Genomic DNA, 15,532 nt, shown 5'->3' with positions numbered 1-15,532 from the left:
TGGCGGTGCGTGGGATGGAAGAATCAGGCTTTGTTCAGGATCAAGGCTGGCGGCGGCGGCATGCCAGGCGAGACGGTCAGCACTTCATAGCCCGTTTCCGTCACCAGCACCGTGTGTTCCCACTGCGCCGACAGGCTGCGGTCCTTGGTTTTGATGGTCCAGCCATCGTTCATTTCGCGGATCTCGCGGCGGCCCGAGTTGATCATCGGTTCCACGGTGAAAATCATGCCCGCCTCCAGGCGCTCCAGCGTGCCTGGTTTGCCGTAGTGCAGCACTTGCGGTTCTTCATGAAAGACCTTGCCGATGCCGTGGCCGCAGAATTCGCGCACCACGCTGTAGCCTGCTTTTTCCGCGTGTTGCTGGATGGCGTGCCCGATATCGCCCAGGTGGGCGCCCGGTTTGATCTGGTCTATGCCCAGCCACATGCATTCATAGGTGATTTCCGACAGGCGCTTGGCCAGGATGGTGGGCGTGCCGACGAGGAACATGCGGCTGTTGTCGCCGTGATAGCCATCCTTGATGACGGTGATGTCGAGGTTGACGGAGTCGCCGCTCTTCAAGACCTTGTCGCCCGGAATGCCATGGCAGATGACGTCGTTGACGGAGGTGCAGATGGCTTTCGGGTACGGCGTATAGCCGGGCGGGCAGTAGTTCAGCGGGGCGGGAATGGTGCCCTGCACATTGACCATGTATTCGTGGCACAGGCGGTCAAGTTCGCCCGTGGTGACGCCCACCTTGACGAAAGGGGTGATGTAGTCGAGCACTTCGGCGCCGAGCTTGCCGGCAACGCGCATGCCTTCGATGTCGGCGGCGCTATTAATACGGATGGTGGACATGGTGTAATTCGCAATCTGCAAGATATTCGGCTGAAAAGCGCGGGTGAAAAGCACAGACGATTCCTGTGTAGGGGAAAAAGTCTGCAAATATGTCGAAATTATAAACGAGCCGCCCTGAATCCGCCGCCTCCTTCCTATGGCCGGGCGGCGATTTGTGGGGGGAATGGAGAGGTGCTGCCGCGGCGGCCATGTCTTGCACCATAGTGGTGCATAGGACGTTTCCGCCGGGCGGGCGATTTGCAGTGCGGACTTGATGCGGCGGTCATTTTGGTGTAGAATCCCGGGTTGCTTGAATTCACTTTTGAGCAATGCAATAAATAGTGTCTTTAATTTTAAATAAACACGCGAATCCGGTCGACAAGGGTGCCTGTATGGTGACTGATCGGATTCCAGACCCAACCCTGGAGTTAATAATGTCCGTAACAATGCGCGAAATGCTGGAAGCCGGTGTCCACTTTGGTCACCAAACCCGTTTTTGGAATCCAAAAATGGCACCGTTCATCTTCGGCCATCGCAACAAGATCCACATCATCAACCTGGAAAAAACCATGGCGATGTACCAGGACGCAATGAAGCACGTGCGTCAACTGGCTGCAAACCGTGGCACCATCCTGATGGTCGGCACCAAGCGTCAAGCTCGCGAAATCATCGCTGCTGAAGCACAACGCGCTGGCGTGCCTTTCGTTGATCAACGTTGGTTGGGCGGCATGCTGACCAACTTCAAAACGATCAAAACCTCGATCAAGCGTCTGAAGGACATGGAAGTGATGGTCGAAGACGGTTCGATCGAGAAGCTGTCGAAAAAAGAAGCGCTGATGTTCTCCCGCGAAATGATCAAGCTGCAAAAATCGATCGGCGGCATCAAGGATATGGGCGGCATTCCTGACGCAATCTTCGTTGTGGACGTCGGCTACCACAAAGGTGCGATCACCGAAGCAGCTAAACTGGGTATCCCGGTCATCGGCGTTGTCGATACCAACCACTCCCCAGAAGGCGTGAACTTCGTGATCCCAGGTAACGATGACTCCTCGAAAGCCATCATGTTGTACGCTCGCGGTGTTGCTGATGCAATCATCGAAGGCCGTGCAGCTGCCGGTAACGAAGTTGTTGAAATGGTTAAAGCAGCCGCTGGCGACGAATTCGTCGAAGTGAACGAACAGGCTTAATAGCCAGGCTATCGCGAGATAGCCGTTTGTAAGCACAGCAGTAAGGGAAAAGGGGTGGCAGCAGCTCCCCCTTTTTTTTAACAAAAAAACGATAGTGACCGCTGGCGAGGCATACCTGCCCGGCCGCGACTATCGACTCACCGAATCAGGAGAAACACATGGCAGCGATTACAGCAGCGATGGTAGGCGAATTGCGCGGCAAAACCGACGCACCAATGATGGAATGCAAAAAAGCACTGACCGAAGCCGATGGCGACATGGCTCGTGCGGAAGAGATCCTGCGCGTCAAACTGGGCGGCAAGGCATCGAAAGCATCGGCACGTATCACCGCTGAAGGCGTCGTGGCAACCTACATCGCCAATGGCGTAGGCGCCCTGGTTGAAGTCAACTCGGAAACCGACTTCGTTGCGAAAAACGACGATTTCCTGGCACTGGCCAACAACGCTGCCCGTCTGGTAGCAGAACACAACCCGGCTGACGTAGCTGCCCTGCTGGCCCTGCCACTCGATGGCAAGACCCTGGAAGAAGTGCGCGCTGCCCTGATCGGCAAAATTGGCGAAAACATGACCATCCGCCGCTTCCAGCGTTTCGAAACCAGCAACAAGCTGGCTTCGTACCTGCACGGTTCGCGCATTGGCGTGATCGTCGAATTCGACGGTGCCGATGAGCAAGTAGGCAAAGACGTGGCCATGCACATCGCTGCCATGAAGCCAGTGTCGCTGTCTTCGAACGAAGTTCCAGCGGAACTGATCGAAAAAGAGCGTTCGGTTGCCCAACTGAAAGCCGAAGAAGACGCAGCCAAAGCGGCCGCCGAAGGCAAGCCAGCGCAATCGCCGGAAATCCTGGCCAAGCGCCTGGAAGGTTCCGTACAGAAGTTCCTGAAAGAAGTATCGCTGCTGAACCAGGCATTCGTGAAAAACGACAAGCTGTCGGTTGAGCAAATGCTGAAGGCGGCTAACACCAGCGTCAAGGGTTTTGCCATGTACGTGGTAGGCGAGGGCATCGAGAAGAAGCAAGACGACTTCGCAGCAGAAGTCGCAGCACAGATGGCTGCCTCCCAGGGAGCGTAAGTAAAGCGGGCCGAGAGGCCCGTTTTTTTGGCCCGCCCGCACCTGTCGTGCCGGGCGGCGGCATGGGCAGCCCCGCGCGCCTGTCCGGCGCTGCAAGGCGCTGCGCCATGTCATACTCGAATAAACTCATTTATGGAGCCCCAGCTCATGTCAAAACCAGCCTACAAGCGCGTCCTCCTCAAGTTGTCCGGCGAAGCCCTGATGGGCGATGATCCCTACGGCATCAACCGCGCCACGATCGAGCGCATGGTGGCCGATGTGGCCGAGGTGGCGAAATTGGGTGTGGAACTGGCAATCGTGATTGGCGGCGGCAATATCTTCCGCGGCGTTGCGCCTGGTGCGCAAGGCATGGATCGTGCCACCGCCGACTACATGGGCATGCTCGCCACCGTGATGAATGCACTGGCCCTGGCCGATGCCATGCGCCATGTCGGGATCACCGCACGCGTCATGTCGGCCATCGGCATCGAACAAGTTGTCGAGCCGTACGTCCGTCCGAAAGCCCTGCAATACCTGGAAGAAGGCAAAGTGGTCGTCTTCGCCGCCGGCACCGGCAATCCGTTCTTCACTACCGACACGGCGGCCGCCCTGCGCGGTTCCGAGATCAGTGCCGAGATCGTCCTGAAGGCCACCAAGGTCGACGGCGTCTACACGGCCGATCCGAAGAAGGATCCGAACGCCACCCTGTTCCACACGATTACGTTCGACGACGCCATCGCCAAGCACCTGCAAGTGATGGATGCCACCGCATTCGCCCTGTGCCGCGACCAGAAACTGCCAATTAAAGTGTTTTCGATCACCAAGCCAGGCGCGCTGATGCGCGTCATCATGGGCGAGGATGAAGGCACCTTAGTGCACGTTTAAGGAGATATGGAAGCCATCCATGGTTGCCATGGATGGTTTCCAGACTCCCGACTGCGCGGGCTTGTTTCCTGAGCCTGGCACAGTAGTATATTTATTATTATCAAGATTGGAGAGCAGCATGTCCTTAGCTGACGTTAAAAAGAATGCCCAGGAACGCATGACGAAGTCGCTGGAAACACTGCGGGCCGACCTGGCCAAGGTGCGTACCGGTCGCGCCCATACGGGTATCCTGGACCACGTGATGGTCGATTACTACGGTTCGCCCACTGCGCTGACCCAGGTTGCCAACGTGACCCTGATCGACGCGCGTACCATCGGTGTGCAGCCGTACGAAAAGAAAATGGCTTCGACCGTTGAAAAAGCTATCCGCGACGCCGACCTGGGCTTGAACCCATCGGCACAGGGCGACCTGATCCGCGTCCCGACGCCGCCGCTGACGGAAGAGCGCCGCAAGGAAATGGTCAAGCTGGTCAAGAGCGAAGCGGAAGACGCGAAGATTGCCGTGCGTAATATTCGTCGCGACGCGAACGAGTCGCTGAAGAAGCTGGTCAAGGAAAAAGCCTGCTCCGAGGACGATGAGCGTCGCTCGTCGGAAGAAGTGCAGAAGCTGACGGACAAGTTTATTGCCGACATAGACAAGATGGTAGTCGATAAAGAAAAAGAAGTGCTGACGGTCTAGTTTTCAGTCCTTTTGACGCTGCCCGGAAAAGCATGGCTTTTCCGGGCAGTGCTATTTGGCGCATAATAGTTATCTGTTATTTTTTGGTATTCGTGTTTTCATGATCTATTCGAGTTCGACAACGGCAGTACCTGAGGTTGGCACGGTGCCGCGCCATGTGGCAATCATTATGGATGGCAATGGCCGCTGGGCAACCAAACGCTTCTTGCCGCGCGTGGCTGGCCACGTAAAGGGCGCTGACGCCGTGCGCGGTGTCGTCGAGACCTGCCTGGAACGGGGCGTCGAGTATCTGACCCTGTTTGCTTTCAGTTCGGAAAACTGGCGCCGCCCGGAAGAAGAGGTGTCGATGCTGATGCGCCTGTTCGTTACCATGCTGGAACGCGAAGTGGTCAAAATGCATGCCAATGACATCCGCCTGAAAGTGGTGGGTGACTTGTCCCGCTTCAACGACCAATTGCAAACCCTGATCGCCGATGCGGAACGCAAGACGGCCCGCAACACGCGTCTGACGGTGACCATCTGCGCTAATTATGGCGGCCGATGGGACATCATGCAGGCAGTCAACAAAATGACGGTCGAGGCTGTAGCCAAGGGCCAGCCTGCCGGACAGGCTTACACGGAAGAACAACTGGCGCCGCACTTGGCCATGGCCTATGCGCCCGAGCCTGACCTGTTCATCCGCACCGGCGGCGAGCAGCGCATTTCCAATTTCCTGCTGTGGCAACTGGCGTACACTGAGCTGTTTTTCACCGAGACTTTCTGGCCCGACTTCAACGAAGAATGCCTCGACGCGGCAATCGCGTCTTACCAGCAGCGCGAACGGCGCTTCGGCCGCACTAGCGCGCAATTAACTGAAAAGACAAACTGATGCTGAAAACACGGATAATCACCGCCCTGGTCCTGTTGGCGGTCTTGCTGCCGGTTCTGTATCTGAATTATTTCCCTGCCTTCGCCGTGATCGCCACGGCGTTCTTCGGCGCCGCCGTATGGGAAAGCTTCCGCATCTTCAAAAATCGCCAGGCGCTCCTGATTGCTGCCGTCTGGACTGCCGCCTTCGCGTATACGTTTTTTGTCGGTAACGGCATGGCGCAGCTCAATTTCTGGTTCGCCCTGTGCGTGGCCATCTGGCTGATCCGTTTCGTGCCATCGCTGGCGACGGGCTTGCCACCCACCGAAGGCTTGGGCAATACCTTGCTCAGTCTGGTGTATCCGGTCACCATCGTCGGCTGCTTCGTCGCCATCATTGCCTTGTTCCTGCATAGCCCTTTGTTCCTGCTGTCCGTCATGGCGCTCGTGTGGATCGCCGATATCGGCGCGTATTTCTCGGGCAAGGCTTTCGGCAAGCGCAAGCTGGCGCCAAGTATTTCCCCGGGGAAATCCTGGGAGGGTGCCATCGGCGGCGGGATCGCCGTCTTGCTCATCGCCGCCATCACCATCGTTGCCGCGCCATCGCTGCCAGTGCTGCAAGACACCTTTGCCGTGCAGCTGCAATTGCGCCGCGGTTGGCTGGTGGCCTTGCTGGTGCTGCTGCTGGTCGTCGCTGCCAGCATCGTCGGCGACCTGTTTGAATCCCAACTGAAGCGCCGCGCCGGCATCAAGGACAGCAGCAACCTGCTGCCCGGCCACGGCGGTGTACTCGACCGTATCGACGCGCTGATCCCGGTCCTGCCATTTGCCGCCCTCGTGGCCAGTTGGCTTTAAGGAAACTCATGCAATACATCACCATCCTTGGCGCGACCGGCTCGATCGGCGTGTCTACCCTGGACGTGCTCGCGCGTCATCCCGAGCAATACAGCGTGTATGCGCTGAGTGCACACAGCCGCGTGGCCGAACTGGCCGCCCAGTGTCTGAAGTTCCGTCCGCAGCGCGCTGTCGTCGGCACTGCTGAAGCCGCTCTTGAACTGACGCGTTTGCTGCGCGGGCAGGGCGTCGATACGCAAGTCGAGTACGGCGTGGAGGCCCTGTGCGCCATTGCCAGCGCGCCGCAGGTGACGGGCGTGATGGCGGCCATCGTTGGCGCAGCAGGCCTGGCTCCCACCTTGGCGGCGGCACGTGCTGGCAAGAAAGTATTGTTGGCCAATAAGGAGGCGCTGGTCATGTCTGGCCAGCTGTTCATCGATGCCGTGCACGATAACGGCGCCGTGCTGTTGCCCATCGACAGTGAGCATAACGCCATCTTCCAATGCATGCCGCACGCCCATGGTCGCGCGCCAGGCGCCGCTGGCGTGGCAAAAATCGTGCTGACGGCTTCCGGCGGTCCCTTCCTCACGCGCGACGTCGAGACGCTCGACAAGGTTACGCCGGACCAGGCCTGCAAGCATCCGACCTGGGCCATGGGGCGCAAGATTTCCGTCGATTCGGCCACCATGATGAACAAGGGGCTGGAGGTAATCGAGGCGCACTGGCTGTTCGGCGCGCCTGCCGAGCAGATCGAAGTGCTGATCCACCCGCAAAGCGTGATCCATTCGATGGTGTCGTATATCGACGGTTCCGTGCTGGCCCAGTTGGGTAACCCGGACATGCGCACGCCGATCGCCCATGCGTTGGCGTATCCGCAGCGCATCGCTTCCGGCGTGGCGCAGCTGGACCTGGCGCAAGTGGCAACCCTGCAGTTCGAACGTCCCGATTTCCGTCGTTTCCCTTGCCTGGCGCTGGCGTTCGACGCCTTGCGCGCGGGCGGCACGGCGCCGGCCCTGCTCAATGCGGCCAATGAAGTGGCCGTGCAATCCTTCCTCGACGAGCAGATCGGCTTCCGCCAGATCGACCGCGTCATCGCCCACGTGATCGAGACTGTGCCGCATGGCGCCGCCTCCAGCATCGAGGCCGTGATGGAGCAGGACCGCCTGGCCCGCGTGGCCGCGCACGCGTATATCGCCCAAAGGCTGGCCGCATGACGCTGATCACCACCTTGCTGGCTTTTATCGTCGCGCTCGGTTCGCTGATTACCTTGCACGAGCTGGGTCACTACCTGGTGGCGCGCTGGTGCGGCGTGAAAGTGCTGCGCTTCTCGATCGGTATGGGGAAAGTGGTGTATTCGCGCAAGTTTGGCAAGGACCAGACGGAATGGGCTATTTCCGCGCTGCCGCTGGGCGGCTATGTCAGCATGCTCGACAGCCGCGCGCAAGACCTCAGCGACTTGCCGGAAAGCGAATTGCGCCGCGAATTCACGCGCCAGAGCGTGTGGCGCCGCATTGCCATCGTGGCCGCCGGCCCGCTGGCCAATTTCCTCGTCGCCATCGTGCTGTACGCGGGCCTGTTCATGCATGGCATCGAAGAGCCGTCGAGCATGCTCGGCCCCGTAGCCGAGCAGACAGCTGCCTATGCGGCTGGCTTGCGCAGCGGCGATACGGTCGAAGCGGTGAATGGCAAGGCCGTGGCCAGCTGGTCCGAACTGCGCTGGGAGCTGATCCAGGCCACCCTCGACAAGCAGCCGGCCCGCATCGAAGTGCGCCGCCCCGACCGTGGCCAGCAGGAAGCGACCTTGCCGACGGCCAGCCTGACGGAGACGGACCTTGAAGGCGACGTGCTGGGCAAGCTGGGCCTGACCCTGGCCCGTTCCGCGCCCACCCTGATGGAAATCATGCCCGATGGCGCCGCCGCGCGCGCCGGCCTGCAGAAAAACGACCAGATCCTGGCCATCGACGAACAGCCCGTGCACGACGTGGCGGCCGTCATCGCCACCCTGAGCCAGGCGCCTGGCCGGACCTTGCAATTGCAACTGTTGCGCCAGGGCCAGGACCTGACCTTGCCCATTACGCCGGACGCCGTGCCGGGCACAGGGACAGAGGGAGCTGTAACAGTTGGTAAGATCCAGGCAAAGCTGGGACAGGTGCCGGATATGATTACCGTGGCCTCCGGACCGTTCTCTGCCGTGGGCAAGGCGTCTGCCAAGGTCTGGGATACCAGTGTCATGAGCCTGAAAATGCTGGGTAAAATGGTCACCGGCCAGGTCTCGCTGAAGAATGTGACGGGGCCCATTACCATCGCCGATTACGCGGGCCAGACGGCGCGCATCGGCCTGGTAAGCTACCTGAGCTTCATCGCCTTCATCAGTATCAGTCTGGGCGTGATGAATTTGCTACCCATTCCTGTTCTGGATGGCGGGCATTTGCTGTATTATTCGCTGGAAGTTTTGACCGGACGCCCCTTGCCGGAGCGCGTAGGCGAGATTGCCCAGCGCCTGGGGATCGGTTTGTTACTGACCTTGATGGTGCTTGCCGTCTTTAATGACGTGTTGCGATTGCTTAATTAGGGCGGTGGTTGATGCCATTGCGTGAGTCGCACAAGCAATCTTTTGTGTATGTTGTCCATTGATTTACCCATTGAATAACCCCAATGAAATTACATTCTGCTCGTTTTGCCTTGCCTTCCTTTCGTCGCAGCCTGATCGGCGCCGCCGTCATGGCCTTCTGTGCCGGCCATGCGCTGGCCGTCCAGCCATTTACTGTCAAGGACATCCGGGTCGAAGGGATCCAGCGTACTGAAGCGGGCACTGTTTTCAGCTACCTGCCGGTGCGCGTCGGCGAAACGTTCTCCGACGAGAAGAGTATCGCCGCCATCAAAGCCCTGTACGCGACGGGTTTCTTCAAGGACGTGCGCCTGGAAGTCGATGGCGACGTGCTGGTGGTGCTGGTCGAGGAGCGCCCGGCCATCGCTGCCGTGGAATTCACGGGCACCAAGGAATTTGAAAAAGATGTGCTGGTCAAGGCATTGAAGGAAATCGGCGTCGGCGAAGCCAAGATTTTCGACAAGGCCTCGGTCGACCGCGCTGAACAGGAACTCAAGCGCCAGTACCTGTCGCATGGCCTGTACGGCGTGAAGATCACCACCACCGTCACGCCGATCGAGCGTAACCGCGTCAACGTGGTGTTCGCCGTCGACGAGGGCGACGTGGCCCGCATCAAGCAGATCAACATCGTCGGCAACAAGGCCTTCACCGACAAGGAACTGCGCGAACAGCTGGCCCTGAACACGGGCGGCTGGTTCAGCTGGTATACCAAGGCGGATCAATATTCGAAGACCAAGCTGACGGGCGACATCGAGTCGCTGAAGTCCTACTACCTGGACCGCGGCTATATCGAGATGCAGGTCGACTCCACGCAAGTGTCGATCACGCCCGATAAAAAAGATATCTACCTGACAATCAATATCACCGAAGGTGAAAAGTACAAGATTGCCGGCACCAAGTTCGAAGGCGAGATGTTCGGCCGCGAAGAAGAGCTGAAAGCCCTGAACCTGATGCGCGAAGGCGAGATTTACTCGGGTGCGCGCCTGACAGCCACGAACAAGCGCATCCAGGACCGCCTGGCCACGTTCGGCTATGCCTTTGCCAACGTCAATGCCAATCCGGAAATCAACCGTGAGAAGCATGAAGTGGGTTTTACTTTCTTCATCGATCCGGGCAAGCGCGTCTACGTGCGCCACATGAATATCGCCGGCAACACCACCACGCGCGATGAAGTCATCCGCCGTGAATTCCGCCAGTTCGAATCGTCCTGGTACGACAGCAACAAGATCAAGCTGTCGCGCGACAGGGTCGACCGCCTGGGCTACTTCAAGGACGTGACCATTGACACGCCGGAAGCACAGGGCACGACCGACCAGGTCGACGTCAATGTGACGGTGGTGGAAAAACCGACGGGTAACTTCCTGATCGGTGGTGCCTTCTCGCAATCGGAGAAGTTCACCCTGTCGGCATCGATTTCGCAGGCCAACTTCGCCGGTAGCGGCAACACCGTTGGCATCGAACTCAATACCAGCCATTACAGCCGCACGATCGCGTTTTCGCAAACCAATCCGTACTTTACGGACGATGGCATTTCGCGCAGCTTTGAAGTTTACCTGCGTACAACGGAACCGCCGGCGCTGAACATCGGCAGCTACAAGATCAAGCAAACCGGTGGCCGTGTCAGTTTCGGCGTGCCATTCTCGGAAGTCGACACTGTCTTCTTCGGCATCGGCGCCGAGCGCTCGCGCATCGAAACCGACATCACCAGCCCAATCCGCTTCAAGCAGTACGTGATCGACAATGGCGGCCCGTCCGACGGTATCGGTTCGGCCACCACGAATTCCATCCCGCTGACGGCGGCATGGCAGCGCGACAGCCGCGACAGCGCCCTGACGCCATCGATCGGCCGCTACCAGCGCGTCAACCTGGAGGCTGACCTGATCGGCGACCAGAAGTACTTCCGTGCCATCTATGAGCACCAGTATTTCCGTCCGCTGTTCAGCAAGGTCACCCTGGCGCTGAAAGGCGAGATCGATTACGGCCACGGCATCGGCAATCACGTGTATCCGGTCTTCAAGAACTTCTACGGCGGCGGTATCGGTTCGGTGCGCGGCTACCTGAGTTCCTCGCTGGGCGCGGTCGAACCGAGCACCAACGATGCACTGGGCGGCGCTTCGCGCCTGATCGGTAATGCCGAGCTGCAGATGCCATTCCCCGGTTCGGGCAATGACCGCAGCCTGCGCTGGTTCGGTTTTCTTGACGGCGGCCAGGTCTACCAGGAAGGCGAAAAAATGCGGATCTCGCAATTGCGCTATTCTGCTGGCTTGGGCATCAGCTGGATTTCACCGGTGGGCCCGCTCAAGCTGAGCTATGCCAAACCGCTGAACGCCAAGCCGACTGACCGCCTGGAGCGCTTCCAGTTCCAGATGGGCACCGGTTTCTAACCGGCCATCTGAACCGGGGCGACAGCTTTTACCTTTTGACCATGGAGTATCATGAACACCGCATCCGCTACCCTGCCCAAGTCCCTTGCCGTGATCGCATTGTGCTGGAGTTCGCTGTTGCCGGTGCAGGCGCAGGCTCAGGAGTCGAAAATCGCCTGGATCAGCAGCGAACGTATTTATAACGAGTCAAGGCTGGCCAAAGCGGCCAGCGCCAAACTGGCCGAAGAGTTCCGCGCGCGCGAAAAAGCCGTGCAGGAACTGGCCAGCCGCTTCAAGGTGGCCAACGAAGCCCTGGAAAAGGACATGCCCACCTTGAGCGAGGCCGAGCGCGCCAAGCGCCAGCGTGAGTTTTTCGAGCTGGACAAGGAGCTGCAACGCCGCCAGCGCGAATTTCGCGAAGACTTGAGCCAGCGCACGAACGAAGAGCGCAGCGCCATCGCGGAAAAAGCCAACACCATCATCCAGCAGATGGCGCATATCGAAGGATATGACATCGTGCTGCAGGAAGCCCTGTGGGCCAGTCCGCGCATCGACATTACCGACAAGGTCTTGAAGGCGCTGGACAAGTAATCGAAACGGTTTTAAGCCTGGCAGTGCCTTAGCGAGCGGATGTGAGTTGTGGTTGAGAAGCGGAGCTGTGCGTATGCACGGGGCCGCCCGAGGCAGTGAGCTTCGGAGACCGCAATTCGCGCCGCGCAGCAGGCGTAGTCAGGCGTTCTTATAAGGGTAAAAGATGGGCACTCGACTAGGAGACTTGGTCGAACGCTTCGGTGGTCAATTGGCGGGCGATCCCAACCTGGAAGTCACAGGGATCGCGCCGCTGGCCGACGCCGGCGCTTCGCACATCAGCTTTCTCAGCAATAGCAAATTTCGCGCACAGGCGGCGCAAAGCGGAGCTGCCGCGCTGATCCTCACGCCTGCCGACGATGCGCTGATCGGCGCCGAATACGCCGGCACGCGCATCGTCACACCGAATCCCTATGTCTATTTCGCGCGCGCGGCGCAGTATTTCGCCGCACTGCATGAGATCAAGGCACCGGCAGGCATCCATCCGAGCGCCTTTGTCGATGCCGGCGCGCAGGTCGATGCCAGCGCCTCTGTCGGCGCACACGCGGTGATCGAGGCCGGCGCCATTGTCGGCGCCGGCTGCATCATCGGCCCTGGCTGCGTGGTGGGGCGCGATGCGGTCATCGGCGCGGGCACGCAATTGCTCGCCAACGTGACCTTTCATGCGCGCTGCGTGATCGGCCAGCGCGGCATCATCCATTCCGGCGCCGTGATTGGTACCGACGGATTCGGCTTTGCCAACGAAGGCGGCGTGTACATCAAGATTCCGCAAACGGGCAGGGTGGTGATCGGTGACGATGTCGATATCGGCGCCAATACCACCATCGACCGTGGCGCACTGGCTGACACCATCATCGAAGATGGTGTCAAGCTCGATAACCAGATCCAGATCGGCCATAACTGCCATATCGGCGCGCATACGGCCATGGCCGGCTGCGTGGGCGTGGCCGGTAGCGCCGTCATCGGCAAGTACTGCACCTTTGGCGGCGCTGCCATGGTGCTGGGCCATTTGACAATCGCCGACCGCGTCCATGTCGGCTCTGGCAGCATGGTGTCTCGCTCGATCGCGGAACCGGGCCAGTACACGGGTTTTTATCCGCTGGCCAAGAACGCCGACTGGGAAAAGAGCGCCGCCATCGTGCGCAACCTGTCAAGCATGCGCGAGAAGATCCGCACGCTTGAAAAAACAATTAAAACACTGACCACGCAAGACGAAAAATGACTACTGAAAAAAAGACCCTCGACATCCTGGCCATCAAATCGCTGCTGCCGCACCGCTATCCGCTGCTGCTGGTTGACCGCGTGCTGGACTGGGAAGCGAACAAAACCATCACCGCCATCAAGAACGTGACGGTCAACGAAGAGTTCTTCCAGGGCCATTTCCCGCACAAGCCGGTCATGCCTGGCGTGCTGATGATCGAAGCGCTGGCGCAAACGGCGGCCTTGCTGTCGTTCCTGTCGATGGGCGTCAAGCCCGACGAAAATTCGGTGGTGTACTTTGTCGGCATCGACAATGCGCGTTTCAAGCGTCCTGTCGAACCGGGCGACCAGCTGAAGATGGATGTGGAAATCCTGCGCGTCTCGCGCGGCATCTGGAAATACAAGGCAGTCGGCTCGGTCGACGGCAAAGTGGCGCTGGAAGCGGAATTGATGTGCACCATCCGTAGCGCGCAGGATGCGAGCCAGTCTGCGAGCCAGCCAGCGGGGCAGTGATGGCGGCCATCCACTCTACGGCAGTGATTGACCCGAAGGCTGAGCTCGACAGCTCGGTCGAGGTGGGTCCGTATACCATCATCGGTCCGCACGTGCGTATCGGCGCTGGCACCAAGGTCGGCCCGCATGTGGTCATCGATGGCCACACGACGATCGGCTGCGACAACCACCTGTTCCAGTTTTCCTCCATCGGCGCGCAGCCGCAGGATAAAAAATGGGCGGGTGAGGCGACGCGTCTGGAAATCGGCGACCGCAACACCATCCGCGAATTTTGCACCTTCAACACGGGCACCGTGCAGGGTGGCGGCGTGACGCGCCTGGGCAATGACAACTGGATTTCGGCGTACGTTCACCTGGCGCACGACTGCCTGGTTGGCAACAACACGATTTTTTCGAACAACGCGCAGCTGGCGGGCCACGTGGAAATCGGCGACTGGGTCATCATGAGCGGCTTCGCCAATGTGCACCAGTTCTGCAAGATCGGCGCCCACGCCTTTGTCGGCATGAGCACCAGCCTGACGCAGGACGTGCCGCCTTTCGTACTGCTGAACGGCAATCCGGCGCAGGCACATGGCGTCAATATCGAGGGCTTGAAGCGCCGCGGCTTTACGCGCGAGCAGATCAACGGCATCCGCACCGCGTATAAACTCATCTACCGCGCGGGACTGACCCTGGAAGAATCCAAGGCAGCCCTGTTCGAAGAAGAAGCGGCGTCGTCGCCTGAGGTGGCGCAACACATTCGCGCCATGCGCGAATTTTTGGGCGTGGCGTCGCGTGGCATCGTCCGCTGACCAGGCCAGCGACCTGTCGGTCGCCAATGTCGCCATCGTCGCCGGCGAGGTGTCGGGCGACCTGCTGGCCAGCCGGCTGCTGTCCGGCCTCGTGCCGCAGTTGCCCGGTGCCCGCTTCCACGGCATCGGCGGCGAGCACATGGCCAAACAGGGTTTCATTTCCGACTGGCCGCTGGACAAGCTGACCGTGCGCGGCCTGTTCGAGATCATTCCCCGCTACCGCGAAATCAAGGGTATCCAGAACGCGCTGCGTGACCAGTTGCTGGCGGAGCGTCCCGCCGTCTTCATCGGCGCCGACTATCCGGGCTTTAACCTGGGGCTGGAGCAGCAGCTCAAGGAAGGCGGCATCCCCACCGTGCACTACATCGGGCCGCAGATCTGGGCCTGGCGCGGTGGACGCATCAAGAAAATCATCAAGGCTGTCTCGCACATGCTGGTGATCTTCCCGTTCGAGGAAGAGATCTACCGCAAGGCGGGTGTGCCCGTCACCTATGTCGGCCATCCACTTGCTGAAATGATTCCCCTGCAGCCGGACGAGGCGGCCGCGCGCCGCGCCCTGGGCTTGCCGGAAGATGCCAACGTGATGACCCTGATGCCGGGCAGCCGCATGGGTGAACTCAAATACAATGCGGTGGCCTTTGTGGCCGCCTGCAAGCTGCTGCTGGCGCGCGACCGCTCGCTGCGTTTCGTCGCCCCCATGGCCGGTGAAAAGCAGCGCCAGTACTTTTTACAGCTGATTACGGAAGCGGGCTTGCAGGACGTCGAGATACTGCTCACCGATGGCGGCTCGCACACGGCCATTTGCGCCGCCGATGCAGTACTGGTGGCGTCCGGCACGGCGTCGCTGGAAGTGGCGCTGTACAAGAAGCCCATGGTCATCGCCTACAAGATGATGCGCGCATCGTGGGAAATCATGCGCCATATGGGCTACCAGCCGTGGATTGGTTTGCCAAATATCCTGGCGCGCGACTACCTGGTGCCTGAGCTGCTGCAGAACGCGGCCAGCCCGCAAGCGCTCGCCGACGCCATGTGGCAGCAGCTGAGTGACGTGCCAGGGCGCTTGCGCCTGGTGCAGCGCTTCACGGACATGCACCACAGCCTGCTGCGCGACAGCGCGCGCGAGAGCGCCAACGCCGTCATGCAAGTCATCGCCGCCCACCGCAAGTAAACTCCG

15 protein-coding genes are annotated in these 15,532 nt (G+C 59.8%); 14 read left to right on the top strand and 1 reads right to left on the bottom strand.

From position 1 onward, the window contains the following. Positions 1-23 precede the first annotated feature (23 nt). Positions 24-836, bottom strand: coding sequence for a type I methionyl aminopeptidase (gene map, locus ACQ4WZ_RS11055; RefSeq protein WP_096238442.1), 813 nt, complete (start codon positions 834-836; stop codon positions 24-26). Between the two features lie 413 nt (positions 837-1,249). On the opposite strand from map, the gene rpsB reads away from it, so the two are divergent. From rpsB to lpxB, 14 genes are all read left to right on the top strand, one after another. Next, positions 1,250-2,002, top strand: a complete 753-nt coding sequence (gene rpsB / locus ACQ4WZ_RS11050) for a 30S ribosomal protein S2 (RefSeq protein WP_071077760.1) — start codon at positions 1,250-1,252, stop codon at positions 2,000-2,002. Between the two features lie 158 nt (positions 2,003-2,160). Further along, complete coding sequence (tsf, locus tag ACQ4WZ_RS11045; RefSeq protein WP_101480897.1) at positions 2,161-3,072, top strand: translation elongation factor Ts; 912 nt, start codon at positions 2,161-2,163, stop codon at positions 3,070-3,072. Positions 3,073-3,219: 147 nt separating this feature from the next. After that, positions 3,220-3,936 carry a UMP kinase gene (gene pyrH, locus ACQ4WZ_RS11040; protein ID WP_034752258.1) on the top strand — a complete coding sequence of 239 codons (717 nt, stop codon included), beginning with the start codon at positions 3,220-3,222 and terminating at the stop codon, positions 3,934-3,936. 118 nt (positions 3,937-4,054) lie between these two features. Continuing rightward, positions 4,055-4,615, top strand: a complete 561-nt coding sequence (gene frr, locus ACQ4WZ_RS11035; RefSeq protein ID WP_092802600.1) for a ribosome recycling factor — start codon at positions 4,055-4,057, stop codon at positions 4,613-4,615. 100 nt (positions 4,616-4,715) lie between these two features. Continuing rightward, a complete protein-coding gene (gene uppS / locus ACQ4WZ_RS11030; protein WP_133992060.1) occupies positions 4,716-5,483 on the top strand; it encodes a polyprenyl diphosphate synthase in 768 nt (255 codons plus the stop codon). Then, on the top strand, positions 5,483-6,316 hold the full coding sequence (locus ACQ4WZ_RS11025) for a phosphatidate cytidylyltransferase (RefSeq protein ID WP_101480900.1): 834 nt from the start codon (positions 5,483-5,485) through the stop codon (positions 6,314-6,316). The genes uppS and ACQ4WZ_RS11025 overlap by 1 nt, the downstream gene beginning before the upstream one ends. Before the next feature lie 8 nt (positions 6,317-6,324). Continuing rightward, positions 6,325-7,509, top strand: coding sequence for a 1-deoxy-D-xylulose-5-phosphate reductoisomerase (ispC, locus tag ACQ4WZ_RS11020; RefSeq protein ID WP_101480901.1), 1,185 nt, complete (start codon positions 6,325-6,327; stop codon positions 7,507-7,509). Then, on the top strand, positions 7,506-8,867 hold the full coding sequence (gene rseP / locus ACQ4WZ_RS11015; protein ID WP_436573411.1) for an RIP metalloprotease RseP: 1,362 nt from the start codon (positions 7,506-7,508) through the stop codon (positions 8,865-8,867). The genes ispC and rseP overlap by 4 nt, the downstream gene beginning before the upstream one ends. 83 nt (positions 8,868-8,950) lie before the next feature. Beyond that, positions 8,951-11,287: an outer membrane protein assembly factor BamA gene (gene bamA, locus ACQ4WZ_RS11010; RefSeq protein ID WP_101480903.1), complete on the top strand. Its 2,337-nt coding sequence runs from the start codon at positions 8,951-8,953 to the stop codon at positions 11,285-11,287. 51 nt (positions 11,288-11,338) lie between these two features. Beyond that, complete coding sequence (locus tag ACQ4WZ_RS11005) at positions 11,339-11,857, top strand: OmpH/Skp family outer membrane protein (protein ID WP_101480904.1); 519 nt, start codon at positions 11,339-11,341, stop codon at positions 11,855-11,857. Between the two features lie 163 nt (positions 11,858-12,020). Further along, positions 12,021-13,076, top strand: coding sequence for a UDP-3-O-(3-hydroxymyristoyl)glucosamine N-acyltransferase (gene lpxD, locus ACQ4WZ_RS11000; protein ID WP_133992054.1), 1,056 nt, complete (start codon positions 12,021-12,023; stop codon positions 13,074-13,076). Continuing rightward, on the top strand, positions 13,073-13,567 hold the full coding sequence (gene fabZ / locus ACQ4WZ_RS10995) for a 3-hydroxyacyl-ACP dehydratase FabZ (RefSeq protein ID WP_071077748.1): 495 nt from the start codon (positions 13,073-13,075) through the stop codon (positions 13,565-13,567). Before lpxD ends, fabZ begins: the two co-directional genes overlap by 4 nt. Beyond that, entirely contained in the window at positions 13,567-14,358 is a 792-nt protein-coding gene (lpxA, locus tag ACQ4WZ_RS10990; RefSeq protein ID WP_101480907.1) for an acyl-ACP--UDP-N-acetylglucosamine O-acyltransferase, read from the top strand. The genes fabZ and lpxA overlap by 1 nt, the downstream gene beginning before the upstream one ends. Then, positions 14,342-15,526 (top strand): lipid-A-disaccharide synthase, encoded by a 1,185-nt coding sequence (lpxB, locus tag ACQ4WZ_RS10985; protein ID WP_436573410.1) that lies wholly within the window; start codon positions 14,342-14,344, stop codon positions 15,524-15,526. The genes lpxA and lpxB overlap by 17 nt, the downstream gene beginning before the upstream one ends. Positions 15,527-15,532 lie beyond the last annotated feature (6 nt).

The organism is Janthinobacterium darwini, assembly GCF_051380905.1.
Lineage (GTDB): Bacteria > Pseudomonadota > Gammaproteobacteria > Burkholderiales > Burkholderiaceae_D > Janthinobacterium.
The sequence above is the reverse complement of the archived record's forward strand: the minus strand, read 5'-3'. Positions and strand labels throughout refer to the sequence as shown.

Coding starts and splice junctions, on each gene's coding strand:
- rpsB (WP_071077760.1), top strand. CDS start 1,250: ATGTCCGTAACAATGCGCGAAATGCTGGAAGCCGGTGTCCACTTTGGT.
- ACQ4WZ_RS11025 (WP_101480900.1), top strand. CDS start 5,483: ATGCTGAAAACACGGATAATCACCGCCCTGGTCCTGTTGGCGGTCTTG.
- fabZ (WP_071077748.1), top strand. CDS start 13,073: ATGACTACTGAAAAAAAGACCCTCGACATCCTGGCCATCAAATCGCTG.
- lpxD (WP_133992054.1), top strand. CDS start 12,021: ATGGGCACTCGACTAGGAGACTTGGTCGAACGCTTCGGTGGTCAATTG.
- uppS (WP_133992060.1), top strand. CDS start 4,716: ATGATCTATTCGAGTTCGACAACGGCAGTACCTGAGGTTGGCACGGTG.
- tsf (WP_101480897.1), top strand. CDS start 2,161: ATGGCAGCGATTACAGCAGCGATGGTAGGCGAATTGCGCGGCAAAACC.
- ACQ4WZ_RS11005 (WP_101480904.1), top strand. CDS start 11,339: ATGAACACCGCATCCGCTACCCTGCCCAAGTCCCTTGCCGTGATCGCA.
- rseP (WP_436573411.1), top strand. CDS start 7,506: ATGACGCTGATCACCACCTTGCTGGCTTTTATCGTCGCGCTCGGTTCG.
- map (WP_096238442.1), bottom strand. CDS start 836: ATGTCCACCATCCGTATTAATAGCGCCGCCGACATCGAAGGCATGCGC.
- frr (WP_092802600.1), top strand. CDS start 4,055: ATGTCCTTAGCTGACGTTAAAAAGAATGCCCAGGAACGCATGACGAAG.
- lpxA (WP_101480907.1), top strand. CDS start 13,567: ATGGCGGCCATCCACTCTACGGCAGTGATTGACCCGAAGGCTGAGCTC.
- pyrH (WP_034752258.1), top strand. CDS start 3,220: ATGTCAAAACCAGCCTACAAGCGCGTCCTCCTCAAGTTGTCCGGCGAA.
- ispC (WP_101480901.1), top strand. CDS start 6,325: ATGCAATACATCACCATCCTTGGCGCGACCGGCTCGATCGGCGTGTCT.
- bamA (WP_101480903.1), top strand. CDS start 8,951: ATGAAATTACATTCTGCTCGTTTTGCCTTGCCTTCCTTTCGTCGCAGC.